12 protein-coding genes and 1 pseudogene are annotated in these 13,592 nt (G+C 70.5%); 5 read left to right on the plus strand and 8 right to left on the minus strand.

The window, feature by feature from the left end; translation table 11 throughout:
• Positions 1-52 precede the first annotated feature (52 nt).
• Positions 53-2,113, minus strand: coding sequence for an N-6 DNA methylase (locus tag ABZS51_RS08955; protein ID WP_355437928.1), 2,061 nt, complete (start codon positions 2,111-2,113; stop codon positions 53-55).
• A gap of 135 nt (positions 2,114-2,248) precedes the next feature.
• Between ABZS51_RS08955 and ABZS51_RS08960 the strand changes: the two genes are divergently transcribed.
• The gene (locus ABZS51_RS08960) at positions 2,249-3,883 is read left to right on the plus strand and encodes a DUF6119 family protein (protein ID WP_355437930.1); all 1,635 of its coding nucleotides are present in this window, start codon (positions 2,249-2,251) and stop codon (positions 3,881-3,883) included.
• Positions 3,884-3,929: 46 nt separating this feature from the next.
• On the opposite strand, the gene ABZS51_RS08965 is transcribed toward ABZS51_RS08960, so the two are convergent.
• Together ABZS51_RS08965 and ABZS51_RS08970 are read right to left on the minus strand one after the other, a co-directional pair.
• The gene (locus ABZS51_RS08965; protein ID WP_355437932.1) at positions 3,930-4,142 is read right to left on the minus strand and encodes a DUF397 domain-containing protein; all 213 of its coding nucleotides are present in this window, start codon (positions 4,140-4,142) and stop codon (positions 3,930-3,932) included.
• A complete protein-coding gene (locus ABZS51_RS08970; RefSeq protein WP_355437934.1) occupies positions 4,130-4,957 on the minus strand; it encodes a helix-turn-helix transcriptional regulator in 828 nt (275 codons plus the stop codon). Before ABZS51_RS08970 ends, ABZS51_RS08965 begins: the two co-directional genes overlap by 13 nt.
• Before the next feature lie 196 nt (positions 4,958-5,153).
• On the opposite strand from ABZS51_RS08970, the pseudogene ABZS51_RS08975 reads away from it, so the two are divergent.
• A pseudogene (locus tag ABZS51_RS08975) lies at positions 5,154-5,483 on the plus strand (ATP-binding protein); the annotation flags it as partial.
• Between the two features lie 27 nt (positions 5,484-5,510).
• On the opposite strand, the gene ABZS51_RS08980 reads toward ABZS51_RS08975, so the two are convergent.
• The 3 genes from ABZS51_RS08980 to ABZS51_RS08990 all read right to left on the minus strand — a co-directional run bounded on the left by ABZS51_RS08980 (position 5,511) and on the right by ABZS51_RS08990 (position 7,268).
• The gene (locus ABZS51_RS08980; protein WP_355438030.1) at positions 5,511-5,969 is read right to left on the minus strand and encodes a DUF3995 domain-containing protein; all 459 of its coding nucleotides are present in this window, start codon (positions 5,967-5,969) and stop codon (positions 5,511-5,513) included.
• Between the two features lie 55 nt (positions 5,970-6,024).
• Positions 6,025-6,477, minus strand: coding sequence for a hypothetical protein (locus ABZS51_RS08985; protein ID WP_355437936.1), 453 nt, complete (start codon positions 6,475-6,477; stop codon positions 6,025-6,027).
• Positions 6,478-6,563: 86 nt separating this feature from the next.
• Positions 6,564-7,268 carry a TetR/AcrR family transcriptional regulator gene (locus tag ABZS51_RS08990; RefSeq protein ID WP_355437938.1) on the minus strand — a complete coding sequence of 235 codons (705 nt, stop codon included), beginning with the start codon at positions 7,266-7,268 and terminating at the stop codon, positions 6,564-6,566.
• Positions 7,269-7,381: 113 nt separating this feature from the next.
• Here ABZS51_RS08990 and ABZS51_RS08995 point away from each other — a divergent pair, with 113 nt between their 5' ends.
• Entirely contained in the window at positions 7,382-7,735 is a 354-nt protein-coding gene (locus ABZS51_RS08995; RefSeq protein WP_355437940.1) for a YrdB family protein, read from the plus strand.
• A 38-nt stretch (positions 7,736-7,773) separates the two neighbouring features.
• Positions 7,774-8,712, plus strand: a complete 939-nt coding sequence (locus ABZS51_RS09000) for a Gfo/Idh/MocA family oxidoreductase (protein ID WP_355437942.1) — start codon at positions 7,774-7,776, stop codon at positions 8,710-8,712.
• A 948-nt stretch (positions 8,713-9,660) separates the two neighbouring features.
• Here the strand turns inward: ABZS51_RS09000 and ABZS51_RS09005 are convergent.
• Complete coding sequence (locus ABZS51_RS09005; RefSeq protein WP_355437944.1) at positions 9,661-10,944, minus strand: Glu/Leu/Phe/Val dehydrogenase; 1,284 nt, start codon at positions 10,942-10,944, stop codon at positions 9,661-9,663.
• A 264-nt stretch (positions 10,945-11,208) separates the two neighbouring features.
• On the opposite strand from ABZS51_RS09005, the gene ABZS51_RS09010 reads away from it, so the two are divergent.
• On the plus strand, positions 11,209-12,762 hold the full coding sequence (locus ABZS51_RS09010; RefSeq protein WP_355437946.1) for an alkaline phosphatase D family protein: 1,554 nt from the start codon (positions 11,209-11,211) through the stop codon (positions 12,760-12,762).
• On the opposite strand, the gene ABZS51_RS09015 is transcribed toward ABZS51_RS09010, so the two are convergent.
• The gene (locus ABZS51_RS09015) at positions 12,763-13,584 is read right to left on the minus strand and encodes a hypothetical protein (RefSeq protein ID WP_355437948.1); all 822 of its coding nucleotides are present in this window, start codon (positions 13,582-13,584) and stop codon (positions 12,763-12,765) included.
• Positions 13,585-13,592 lie beyond the last annotated feature (8 nt).

The raw sequence follows: 13,592 nt of genomic DNA on the forward strand, positions 1-13,592 counted from the left end.
CCTCAAGTGTGAGGGGAGCGCGAAGAGCAGGAGTGCTGATCCAGCGGAAAACTCAATGCTGCGGAGGTGCCAGCCCGCCGCCGGTCAGGGATGAAGAGATGGTCTTGGCGGTCTCGGCGGCCAGCTCGTGCATGCGCTGGGCTGCCTCCTCCAACCGGTGCAACTCGCGGAAGGCGGAGCCGTACCGGATCTGCTCCTCCAACGGGATGAGCGGCACCTTGAACCGCAGTGGATCGATGGGGACGTGGGTGCGGAGACTGGAGGTGGCCGCGAGGTTTTCCTCCGTCAGCATGAAGCCGCCCAGGAACCATGGGTCCATCCGTGACGGGTCGACCCGGAGTGCCACCACGCCGCCGCTCAGCAGAGCGCCTGCGTCGCGGTCGTCGGCCACCCGGAATCGGGCTCGTTCTCGCGAGGCGATCGCCTTCGGAAGGAGAACGTCGCCCACCGCCACGATGACCGGCTCCCCGATCTGGTGGTCGGCGGCAATGCCGCTCGCCCGGCTGCCGGTGGCGACATCGCGGTCGGTGAGCATGGGCAGCGCGACATGTTCGTCCGTGAGTCGTTGTTTCTCGGTGGCTGGACCAGCCCGGAGAACGGCAAGCAGACCGCCCCGGACGAGATCGCTGACCAAGGCAGAGCGCCACGTCCTCGGCTGGTCTGTCGAGCCCCACCGTTGGGCCGAGATCGCTGCTCCGAGTTCGGCGTGGCCCTGGGAGAGTTCGCTGAGCAGGAGAGCGGCCCGTTGGGAAGACTCGGCCGGATCGAGCGGTGCATGGTGCAGGTGCCGTACCGGTGTGAGATCGACGTTGTCGCCGAACAACTCGACCACGGGGACCGCACGGGCGGTGCCGGGTATCGGCTCGAAATCGACGGAGTCGTTGAGGAAGGCCCGCCATGTGGTGAGGGCAGTGCTCGTGAGTGTTTCCCAGGCAGGCGCGTCGTCATCGGTCGCTTCCGACAGGTCGAGCATCAGGATCGGTTCGGCTTCCGTACTCGGAAGGGGCTTGCGCAACACCCACAGGTGCAGGCCGACGTGCAGCGGGACGACGAGGCCGGGTGGCAGGGCGATCACCGCGCGGATGGCGCCCGCTTTGAGCAGCTCGGTGCGGATCTTCCTGCTGGGCGTGCGCATGGCCGTGGACGGTGGTAGCAGGAGCACCGCGTGACCACCGGGGGCGAGGTGGGCCAGCGCGTGCTGTACCCATGCCAGCTCGCTTTCACCGCGGGACGGAGTGCCGTACGTCCAGCGAGAGTCATACGCCAGTTCGTCGTGGCCCCACTCGCGGTCCCCGAACGGTGGGTTGCACAGGACCGCGTCCGCCTCCAACGCGGGGAAGGCATCGGCCCGCAGGCTGTCGCCGGCGCGCACCAGCGTCAGGGATTCCGGGCGGGACAGCGTCAGGCGGATGGTGCTGCGCAACGCCTGCACTTCCAGCCGATCCTGTCCCATCAGCTCGGTCGCTCCCTGGCGGCCGGCGGCGTCGAGGAGTGATCCGCCGCCGCAGGCAGGGTCGAACACCGTCTCAGGGTAATGATCACCGGTTCGCAGGAGCGCTGCCATCAGGTCAGCGAGCCGGCGTGGGGTGGTGAGGGCACCAGGGGAGTTGCTGTCGGTGAGCTCCCGTTCGGCCAGGACGTCCACAACAGCGGGACCACCCTCGTCGCGCACACTGCTCAGGATGGCTCGGAGCAGTGGCGCATCATCAGTCTCATAGGTCGGCGTGGAGCCTCCTGGAAGGTCAGTGAGGCGGGCCACGGCCTGGTTGGCGGCATCGGCGAGCGCATCGTCCGACAGCGGCATCAGCTCGCGTCCGCCGTGCACCGCGGCGAGTACGAAGGGCAGGAGTTGGTGCGCGATGGCGGTGCCCTGCCGTAGCCGTAACAGCGTGCGGAGCTCCGCCAGGGCAGAACCCGATTTTGTCTGGCCGTGGGCTGCCAACCAGGCCCGGACGGCTTCCAAGTCGTAGAGCGGACTGGTGTCGGCTCCGGCGGCGGGGGCGGGGAAGTCTGCGTGACGCCGCCGCCAGTTGCTGACGGTGGCTCTGGTGACTCCGGCCAGCCGGGAGATCTCGGCGGCGGTCACGTGCACCGGCTGCTGCGGCATGGTCATCTCGTTCCCTTGGCGACTGCCATGATGCTAACGCCGAAAAGCAGAGTTCAGCAAGCGGGAACTTTTTAACAGCGCTTTCAGTCATACTCAGTGCAAGCAGTTCAACATTCCGCTCTCTTTCCCCTTGGAGCTGTCATGGCGCCTGCGACCCTGCCCGCCACCGTCTACCGGCTCACCGACATCGCCCCCACCGCGGACTCGATGTTCGAAGCCACCTCCACCGGCCGCCTCGCCGCGCCGGGTGTCGATGTCATGGAGCTCGACATCGCCGGTTCACCGGCGGTTCTCTACTTCCGACAGCACCCGCCCTCCAAGGCCGGGTGGACCCCTGGGCTCTCCTCGCTCACGGGCGTGTCGCTTCCGCTGGTCAAGCAGGACTGCGAGGCGGTGCTGATCGTGGCGGCGGAGCCGTACGTCTACGGGATCGGTTTCGGCCAGGGATATCTCGCCGTGGCCGACTCGCGAGAACCGGGCTTCGGGCTGCGCTGCGCGCTGCGCGCGGTGGACCCCGCACGGGTGCGCGACGTGGGCCGGCGGGCGCTCGGCGGCCTGCCGCGACACGACTCCACCTACGTCCCGGACGGTATCCCCATCGGTGGCGTCGGCATCCGGGACTACGCCGAGCTGGTCAAGAAGCTCGGTGGCCTGATCAAGGCGTCCGACCTCGGTCTCAGTCACCGGGAGAGTGTCTCTGTCGAAGGTGCGGACGGCTTGCGTCTGCCCATCCCGCTGGAGCCGACGGCGTTTCGAGCCCTGCTGCACCGGCTGAACGAGATCAGCGAGCGCGAGGTGCCATCCGACTTCGAACGGTTGGAGGCCATCCGGCCGGTCGGCTCCGAGCCGCTCCGCGACAGGTTGGACGCGCTGCTGGACGAGGCGCTCCGCGGTCAGGGGGACCCCCGGCTGCACGTGGCGGTCCCGTCCACCCTGATCGAGCTGCGCCACGAGGCCCGGTCCTACCGCATCAAGGTCGGTAGCGTCGCGATCGTCCGAGAGGAACTCGATCTTGACGACCTTCGCCGGCGGTGCAAGGTGCAGCACTGCATCAGCCCCTCCGCCGCCCTCCGCGAGGGGACCGTCGAGATGTGTGCCGACAGTGAAGGGAAGGAGTCGATCGGCCGGGCCCGGGCCATCCGCTGGATCGAGGCCGTGGGGTCGATCGGGTCGCATGTCTACCAGCTCAGCGACGGCGACTGGTATGAGTGCGGCGCTACCTACGTGAGGTCGGTGCAGCGTCGCCTGCAAGAGCTCATCGTGCCCGAGCCGGAGGTGACCATGCTGCCGTGGCGGGCCGGCGAGTCCGAAGAGGACTACAACGTGCGCATGCAGGACACGCTCGGACGAGGCCGATATCTGTGCCTCGACCGCAAGTTCAGCCGGACCCGGCAGCAGCGCCGGGGCAAGGGGTACGAGGCGTGCGACGGGCTGACCGACCGCCACACGCTGGTGCACGTCAAGGCGGCAGGCAGCTCAGAGCCTCTCAGTCACCAGTTCGCCCAGGCGCTGATCTCGACCCGGACGTTGTACAGCGAGCCGGATGCTCGGGCGAAGTTCAGCGCGAAGGTGGCAGAGCTGAGCGGCGGGCTGCTCACCGTCCCGGAGGACTTCGTCCCGAGCAAGGTCGTGCTGGCTGTTCTCCTCAAGGGGAAGGAGCTGACGCCGGACTCGCTCTACCCGTTCGCCCAGGTCGCTCTCGTCACGCTCGCTGACACGCTCCGGCGTGACCATGGGGTGATCGTCGAGGTCGTCGGCATCCCGAACGACTCCTGAGGTGAGGAGGGCGGCTGCGGCCCGGCCGTACGAGTGGTGTGTCCAGTCAGTCGAACTCGCCATTCTTCGCGCCGTCGATGAAGGCGTCCCATTCGCCGGAAGTGAAGATCAGCGCGGGGCCGGTGGGGTTCTTGCTGTCGCGGACGCCCCGGTGTCCGCCGGACAGTTCGGCGACTTCGACGCAGTTGCCGCCGTCGGGTCCTGATCGGGTGGACTTGCGCCACATGGCTGTGTCGAGTTCTCGGATCAGCTCGTCCATCGCTGCAACGTCTCCTTGATCAGTTCCCGGGACTCGCGCTGGGGCAAGGCTTCGGAACGAATCGCCTCATATCTGTATGTTAGGGCGCTGACGTCCTCTGGTCGCTCTGTTACTCGGCTCATGATTCCAGCGGACTCGACATACGCCGTGTCGAAGACTCCATGAGCTTGCGCGATGGCGAATCCGCCGGCAAGGCCGGTCGTGGAGTAGGCATTGAGGGGCAGGATCTGGATCGTGATCCGGGGGGCCTGGCCCGCTTCGAGGAGGTGGGTGAGCTGCGCGGACATGACAGCAGGGCTGCCGATCGGGCGATGTAGCACCGCCTCGTCGATCACGATCCAGAGCAAGGGCGGCTTGGGGCGCATCAAAATGCTCTGGCGCTCCATCCGGGCGACCACAAAGGTCTCGATCTGCTCGGATGTCGCGCCGACATCGCCGCTCAGCACGGCACGGGCGTAGTCCTCGGTCTGGAGGAGGCCGGGCACGACCAGAGGTTCCCAGGTTCGGATGGCCTCCGCTGTGGCCTCGACGTCGAGCCAGGGCCGGAACCACGGAGGAGCCGATGCGTGGCTGACCATGGGCCAGAGCCGCACAAGCGCCCCTTCTGCCTCCAGCGCCTCGTCGCAGTGGCGGGCGAACTCCTCCGTCGGTGATCGCCTGGCTGTCTCGATCATGCTGATCGTGCCGACGGAGTAGGACACCGCCTTCGACAGGCGGACCTGGGACCAGCCTCGCGCCTTGCGGTGTCGCCGCAGCTCGAAGCCGAAGAGTGCGGTCGGCGAGTCAGCGGGGCACAGCTCGCTTTCCTTCGGCACCTGACCTCCCGGGGGATCGCCACTGTTTCAACGAAGCTTTCACTGAAACAGTTGATGGCATGACGAAGTCGATCGACTACTGAATGTAGCCAAATCTTGGGATGGTGGGAAGGTCGATCGAGGCCGACTTCTTCGAGTGGGTGAAGCCGTGAAAGTGCCGAGTGCGGAGCCGAGGGTCATCGGTTCGATCCAGCTGGTGGGCATTCGCGAGTCCGTCTCGCATGCTCGCTCCGAAGTGCGCAGATGGCTCGGAGACGATCACCCCGCTGTCGACGACGCCGTGCTCGCGGCGTCCGAGCTCGTGACGAACGCGCTCCGGCACTCCGACGCCAGGCCGTACGACTTCATCGGCCTGACCGTCACCGGGACGGAGGAGTTGGTCTACGTGCTGGTGCGTGACCCCGGTTCGGCGTTCTCCGGGCCGCACGTCCGGAAGGAACCGGAGGCGGAGGACGGTCGCGGCCTGCTGATCGTCGGTGAGATCTCGGAGGATTGGGGAGTCCGGGAGCACGGCCGTGGGCGGGGCCGTACCGTCTGGTGCGCCATCCGGGTCCTAGACCCGGCGCGTGCCGGCCGGCGAGTCTCGCCGGCTCAGCCGCCATCCGGTCGTCGCCCAGCACATCCCCCAGAGCAGGAAGAACGGCGACCACAGCAGCAGATCCCAGCGCGCCAGGGTGCGAGCCAGGGCGGCGTGCTCGACAGGCGGCGGGCGGACACCGGTCACCAGCAGTACGTCGCCGACGAAGCCGAACCCCAGCGCTCCGATCGACCGGGCGATCATGAAGGTCCCCAGTGTCCAGGTGATCACGAGTAGCAGCCGGCGCGGGACCCTCGCACCCCAGGGCCGCACGGTGGCCAGCGCGACGATGACACCGACCACCGCGGCACCGGCCAGCACCCAGTGGCTCGCCACGAACATGGGATCACGGGCGAGCAGCTGCTCGCGCAGGTGTGGAGGCAGCGGGTCCTTGTCGGCCAGCGCGTTGGCCCCCAGCGCCTGGGCGAGCTTCATCGATCCGTACGCCGCGGCGCACGCCGCGGCCCCGTACGCACCCGCCCTCGCCCGATCAGCCCGCGACACGTCTGGTCGCCACTGTGTAGGACCTGGCCATCTCCAAGGACAGCCCGATCACGACGATCCCGAGGACTCCGTGGTACCACTGCCAGCCCACACCGATGCCGACGAACCCGTCCAGGATCATGATCCCGCCGCCGCCGCCGACGGCCAGGAGCATCCCGGCCAGCACGAGCAGCATCAAGGGTCTCGGCACCCTGCGCCCCGGCGCCGTGACGGTGGCGATGGCCACGCACGCACCGAGCACGCCGGTCGCGGCTGCGAGCCACTGCCCGGCGGCCGCGTCCAGGAAGTAGCTCTCGGTCTCGGCGGCGGAGACGGGCGGCCCGCCCGGGAACCCGAGCCGGGCCTGCAGGGCGAAGGCGGCCTTTCCCACGGCGTACCCGAGGAACAGCACCGCCATCGCGTACGCCGGCCAGCGTCGTGGATGATCAGAATGGGCCATGGCAACGACGGTAGAGGCCGCTCACCAGAGCATCACTCCCCTTCGCGGGGGAGGTGCCTCCCTGTGAAGGGGGAGCCATGTGATGATCAACCAGGCTGGGGGAGTCCGATCATGGCGCCCAGGACGCGTACCGAGTGGCCGAACCCCGGCCCGTTGTCCTGGAAGGCACCCTGGAGCTGGCCGAACACCTCGAAGTTCACCCACCCGTACAGGGACGTCCACGCTGACAGGGCGCGGAGCAGCACGTCGCCGGGCACATCAGGCATGAATGCGCCGAGGCTCGCCTCCGCCTCGCCCGCCAGCGCCGGATCGGTATCGAGGGGGGCGGCCGGCGCCAGCGCCCCGGCCCGGTGGGCGTCGGCGAGGATGCGTCCGAAGACCACCAGATCACGCACCCGGGGCCCGATCGTGTCCTGCGGCGCCTGGTAGCCCGGCACCGGCGAGCCGTACAGCAGCGCGTACTCGTGCGGGTGCGCGAGCGCCCAGTCGCGCACGGCGTGGCACACGGCCGCCCACCTGGCCGGGAAGTCGTCCGGTGGCGTGGCGGCGTCGGCGTGCTCCACGGCCTCGCCGAGCGCGTTGTAGCCGTCGATGATCAGCGTGGTCAGCAGGTCGTCGCGGCTCGGGAAGTAGCGGTAGATGGCCGAGGACACCATGCCCATCTCGCGCGCCACGGCACGCAGGGACAGGCCGCCGGCTCCCTCGGTGGCGAGCTGCCGGCGGGCGATCTCCACGATCTCCCTGGTCAGCTCGGCGCGGACACGTTCTCTCGCGGTGCGGCTGGCTGTCATGCCCACGACGCTACCAGAGCACCGCAAGGAAAAGAGAGCACCGCTCTTGACGATGGCTGCTCTTTTGAGAGAGCATTGCTCTCGTAAGCGAACGGCAGTCACTGGAGGTTCACATGCTCGCCATCGCCAAGGGCATCAACCTGGCCCTGATGTTCGTCCTGGAGCTCGGCGTGCTGGCCTCCGTGGCCTACTGGGGGTTCACGGTGAGCCCGAACTGGGCGGTCAAGCTGCTCGCCGGTCTGGGCGCCCCGGCGCTGTTCATCGCCGCGTGGGCGCTGTTCGGGGCGAACGGCGGGGCCAACGCCGTGGTGCCGCTCACCGGCGCCGCCCGCGTCGTCCTGGAGATCGTCTGGTTCGGCGGCGGGGCGCTCGCGCTCTACGCGGCCGGCCTGGCCACCCCGGCCGTCCTCTTCGCCGCCGCCTTCGTCGTGAACGCGGTTCTCCGCATCGTCTGGAAGCAGGTCTGAGCACCCCTGCCGAGGCGCCGCGGGGCTAGGCTCTGCGGATGAAGACTGCCGTGATCGGCCTGGGCGACATCGCCGAGAAGGCGTACCTGCCCGTGCTCGCCACCCAGCCCGGCCTCGACCTCCACCTCTGCACCCGCGACCGGCGGGCCCTGGACCGGCTCGGCGACGTCCACCGCGTCGCGGCGAGGTTCACGTCCGTCGGGGAGGTGATCGAGGCGGGGGTCGAGGCCGCGTTCGTCCACGCCGCCACGACCGCGCACCGCGAGCTGGTCGAGCCGCTGCTCAAGGCGGGGGTGCACGTCTTCGTGGACAAGCCGCTCGCCGACAACCTGCCGGACTGCGAGCACCTCGTACGCCTGGCCCACGCCGAGCGCCGCTCCCTCATGGTCGGCTTCAACCGCAGGTACGCCCCCGGCTACGTCGGCCTCGCGGCGCTGCCCCGCGACCTCGTCCTCCTGCAGAAGAACCGCGCCGACCGGCCGGAGGACCCCCGCCGGATGGTGTTCGACGACTTCATCCACGTCGTGGACACGCTCCGCTTCCTCGCGCCCGGCGAGGTCACCGGCACCAGGATCCGCACCCGCGTCACCGGCGGCCTGGCCGAGCACGTCGTGCTGGAGCTGACCGGTGACGGGTTCACCGCGATCGGCTCCATGTGCCGGGTGAGCGGCGCCGCCGAGGAGAGCTGCGAGGTCATGGGCGGCGGCGTCAAGCGGCGGGTGGTCAACCTCGGCGACGTGGTCGACTACGCGGCGGGGGAGACGCTCGTGCGCCGGCCCGACTGGGTGCCGGTCGCCCGGCAGCGCGGCATCGAGCAGGCCTGCCTGGAGTTCCTCGACGCCGTGCACGCCGGCCGCCTGCTCACGGCCGACGACGCGCTCGTCAGCCACGCGATCTGCGAGGACATCGTGCGGCAGGCCCAGACGGGGAACACGTCCGCGTCGAACGGAACAGGCTCGAAGGGCGCGACCGGCTGAGAGGTGCGCTCGGCCGGCCGGGCGTTCGCGGGCCGGCGCTCGCTCATCCACCGGTCGGACTCGCTCAGCATCCGCCCGAACTGCCGGCCGCCGAGCCGGGTCAGCACGGTGAAGCCGCTCCGGTCGCTCAGCGGGCTGGAGGACGAGACGACGCCCGCCACCGCCCCGTCGTACAGGGCGGGGCCGCCGCTGCCGCCGTCCGGGGCGTGGCAGTTGCGGGTGACCAGCACCCCCGGCCCCCGGGCGATGCCCTCGGAGGCGTCGCCCAGGCAGTGGTACAGCTCCATGCCCGGGTACCTCCTGCCCGCCGGGTAGCCGAGCAGCTCCAGGCCGCGCAGCGAGGTGCCGGGTCGCGTGCGCAGCGTCCTCAGCCCCGGCCCCGTGACGTCCTCCAGGGAGCGTCCGTGCCGGGCGACCCCGACCAGGCCCACGTCGTACGGGAGCTGGGCCTCGGTGTCCGGCCCGTCGCGCCACCGGTCCGGCACCCACGTCCGCACGGCCCGCCACACCCCGAGCGGCGGCCGGCCGTCCGCGAATCCCGGCAGGAACGACACCTCCCGCATCCTCCTGCCCCGGTCGTACAGGCAGTGGGCGGCCGTGAGCACCAGGCTCCGGCTGCGCGACCTGATCACCGCGCCCCCGCACAGCACGGTCCGGCCCGTGACCGGGTCACGGGCCAGCACCACGCCGGCCAGCCTCCGCTCCCCGGTGAAGGGCGCGGGGACGGGCGCGTACCCCAGCCGGTCGCCGCCCGGTGTCATGACGTCGTGGTGCGGCACGGACCGCGACGCCGACATCTGGGGCGCCGACGGATGGAGGAGGGCGAGGGGCAGGGTGAGGGACAGCACCGACCTGAGCACGTACCCCACCCTAGATCCCCGATGATCAGTGCCCTGACCTGCGACACCACGGTTTACCCAACCTAGGGGCGGCCCCGGGCGCGGTCGCTCAGGGGTACAGGCCGCGCATCCGGTGCGCCTCGGCGACCCGGCCGACGCCGATGACGTGCGCCGCCTGCCTGAGGGTCAGGCCGCGCTCGCCGGCCAGCGACCGGACCTCGCCGAACGCGCTCTCCATGAGGTCGCGCAGCTTCACGTCGACCTCCCCGGCGCTCCAGGAGTACGCCTGCATGTTCTGCACCCACTCCAGGTACGACACGATCACCCCGCCCGCGTTGGCCAGGATGTCGGGGACGACCGTGGTGCCGCCGGCGGCGAGGATCTCGTCGGCCTCGGGCGTGGTGGGGCCGTTGGCGCCCTCCACGACCAGGCGGGCGCGGATCCGGGGCGCGTTGGCGGCGGTGATGACGTTCTCCAGCGCGGCGGGCACGAGCACGTCGACGTCCAGCTCCAGCAGGTCGTCATGGCCGAGCGCGTCGGCGTGGGGGTAGCCGAGCACCCCGCCCGCCTCGGCGGCGTGGGCGCGCAGCGCGGCCACGTCGAGCCCGCCGGGCGCGTGGACGGCGCCCGAGGCGTCGGACACGGCGACGACCACGCAGCCCGCGTCGGCCAGGTACTGCGCCGCCAGGGCGCCCACCTTGCCGAAGCCCTGCACGGCGACGGTGACGCCTTCGGGCGAGCGGCCGAGCGCGGCCAGGGCCGCGATCTGCACGCCGCGCGAGGTGGCGCCGGCCCGGCCGAGCGAGCCGCCCAGCGTCGTCGGCTTGCCGGTGACGACCCCCGGCACCGAGTAGCCGGTGTTGACGCTGTAGGTGTCCATGATCCAGGCCATGGTCTGCTCGTCGGTGCCGACGTCGGGGGCCGGGATGTCCTTCTCCGGGCCGATCATCGGCAGGATCTCGTTGACGTAGCGGCGGGTCAGCCGCTCCAGCTCGCGCGGCGTGAGGGCCTTGGGGTCCACGGAGACGCCGCCCTTGGCGCCGCCGTACGGGATGCCCACGAGGGCGCACTTCCACGTCATCCACATCGCCAGGGCGGTCACCTCGTGGATGTCGGTGGCCGGGTGGAAGCGGATGCCGCCCTTGGCGGGGCCGCGCGAGATGTTGTGCTGCACCCGGAAGCCCTGGACGACGTCCATGCGGCCGTCCTCACGCCGCAGGGGGACGGAGACGGTCAGGGAGCGGCGGGGCGTGGCGAGCATCGTGCGCAGGCCGTGGTCGAGCCCGAGGTGCTCGGCCGCCTGGTGCAGCTGCTGGAGAGCGGAGTCGAGGGCCTGGCGGCCCGGGGTGGTGAGGTCGGCGCTGAGGGCCGGGTTCGTGAGCGCCGGCGTCATTGACGGCACCATGACGGTCATGGAAGGAGTGCCTCCTGGTGAGTACCCCCGAGTCTGAGGTAAGCGCCGTTGCCTGCCTCTTTGGGGGTAGGTGTCGCGATCATCCTAAGGCTGCGCGTTTCGTCACGACTGGGTTTTTTTGATAGTCGTGGAGAAACGGTGCTGCTTTCATCGATCCAACCCGTTGATCAACACGCCGGCCAGGTGCCACTCTGGCAGGCTTGGGTACGGGAGTGTGCCGAACTGTCGAATCGGGGGGTTGCGATGCCCGCACTGGTGATCGGGCCGATGCTGCGCTACGTCGATGCGTCGAGCGCCTCCATCTGGGTGGAGACCGGAGAGCCGTGCACGGTCGCCGTGATCGCGGCCGGCCGCTCGTACGAGTCGCGGACGTTCACGGTGCACGGCCACCATTACGCGATCGTGGACCTGACCGACTTAGCGGCGGACGTCGACGGGTACGCGGTGGAGCTGGACGGCGAGCGGGTGTGGCCCCTGGAGGGCCGGCCGCCGAGCCGCATCCGGCTGCTGCCGCCCGAGGGGCCGCGCCGGATGACGTTCGGCTCCTGCCGGACGAGCGTGCCGCACGACACCGCCCACGTGCTGACCCACGGCGAGGACGTGCTGCGCGCCTACGGCGGCCGCCTCATGGAGGCGGGCGACGAGGAGTGGCCCGACCTGCTGCTGCTGATCGGCGACCAGGTCTACGCCGACAGCCCGTCGCCCGGCATGCTGGAGTTCATCCACGCCCGCAGGGACACCGAGCCCAAGAACGAGATCGCCGACTTCGAGGAGTACGCCGAGCTCTACCGCCGCGCGTGGACCGACCCCGAGATCGCCTGGCTGTTCTCGACCGTGCCGACCGCGATGATCTTCGACGACCACGACCTGCGCGACGACTGGAACACCTCGCAGCCCTGGCGCGAGCAGATGGCCGCGACGAGCTGGTGGCGGCGCCGGGTGATCTCCGGGCTCGGCGCCTACTGGATCTACCAGCACCTCGGCAACCTGTCGCCGGCCGAGCGCGAGGCCGATCCGCTGCTGCGCTCCCTGCGGGAGGGCGGAACGGACGGGGGCGGCCTTCTCGACGACTTCGCCGAGAAGGCGGACGCCGACCCGGCGAGCACCCGCTGGAGCTACGCCCGCGACCTCGGCCACACCCGCCTGATCATGATCGACACCAGGTGCGCCCGCCAGCTCACCCCCGGCGACCGCAGGATGCTCGACCCGGGGGAGTGGCAGTGGCTGGTCGATGAGGTCTCCCAGCCCGCCCAGCGGCTGGTCATCGGCTCCTCGATCCCGTTCCTGCTGCCCGAGGGCGTCCACTCGGTGCAGAACTGGAACGAGGCCCTGTGCGACGGCGCGTGGGGCTCGTGGGTGCGGAAGCTGTCGGAGAAGTTCCGGCAGGCCGTGGACCTGGAGCACTGGGCCGCGTTCCGCCGCTCGTTCGACGACCTGGCCCGGCTGCTGGTCCGCGTGGGCAAGCCGGTGCTCATCCTGTCGGGCGACGTCCACTACTCCTACGTGGCCAAGGCGAGCGCCGGCGACATCCACCAGGTCGTCTGCTCGCCGATCCGCAACCCGCTCAGCCCGCTGCTGCGCTGGGCCAACGTGTTCACCCAGTTCGGCATCGCGACGCTGGTCGGCGGGCTGCTCGCCCGGTCGGCGCGCATCCCGCGCCCGCCGTTCCGCTGGCGGGTGACCGAGGGGCCGTGGTTCCAGAACGCCCTGGCCACCCTCACCTTCCCCGACCAGGCCACCTGGTACGAGTCCTCCGGCAACACGATCAAGGAGATCGCCTCTGTGGAGCTGAGGTGATCAGGCGCCGCCCTGGACGACGCGGGCGGCCTCGGCCCGTTCCTTCTCAAGTGCCTGGCGGACCTGGCCGAAGTCCGCGGAGTGCATGGTCAGGGCGGCGGTCTGGAGCTTCTCCTCCGCGCGGCGCCAGATCTCGACGAGGTCCGTCTCCCTCTTGCACGTGACGTCGGCGACCGCGGCGGCCGTCTCGGCCTTCTCCGCGTCCCGGTCCGCCCACCGGTCGTCGGCGGCGGCGGCCAGGGGATCGGCGTACTCCTTCTGGCCGCGGGCGCGCATGCAGGACCGCCATCTGCCGAGAGCCGCCCGGACGTCGAGGTCCGTGGTCCTGGTCTGCTCGAAGATCTCCCGCTCCAGGCGCGCCAGGAGGGGCGAGTCGGCGCCGTGGACGTAGACGCGGCCCGTGCCGTCCTGGAGGCACGTGTGCGCCGCTGCTCTCTCCGCCGCGTTGCGGTAGCCGCCGCGTGCCCGGTCCGCCCGGTCTCGTTCCCCCTCGGCGGCGGTGATGGGGGCGCGATAGCCGGCCCGCTGGGCGACCAGGGGCTCTATGACCCCGTAACGGCGGCGGTTGGGCGCGTCGATCATGGCGACGGCGGGCAGGGCCGGCCGGTCGTAGCCCTTCTGCTGGAGGCATCGGCCGGCGAGGACGTCCGCTGCCCGCTCCACGCGCTCGATGTCCGTCTCGGATCGCTTGTAGGCGTCGAACGGCAGGCGCAGCGCGCGTGCCTCGGCGGACGGGTCGATGACGGGCGGCCGGCTCGCGGCCGGGGCGGTCGCGGGAGCGGAGGCGGCGCACGCGGCGCTGGACGCCAGTGCCAGCGTCACGCAGCCCC

It is taken from the genome of Nonomuraea sp. NPDC005501, from assembly GCF_040605905.1.
Classification (GTDB): Bacteria; Actinomycetota; Actinomycetes; order Streptosporangiales; family Streptosporangiaceae; genus Nonomuraea.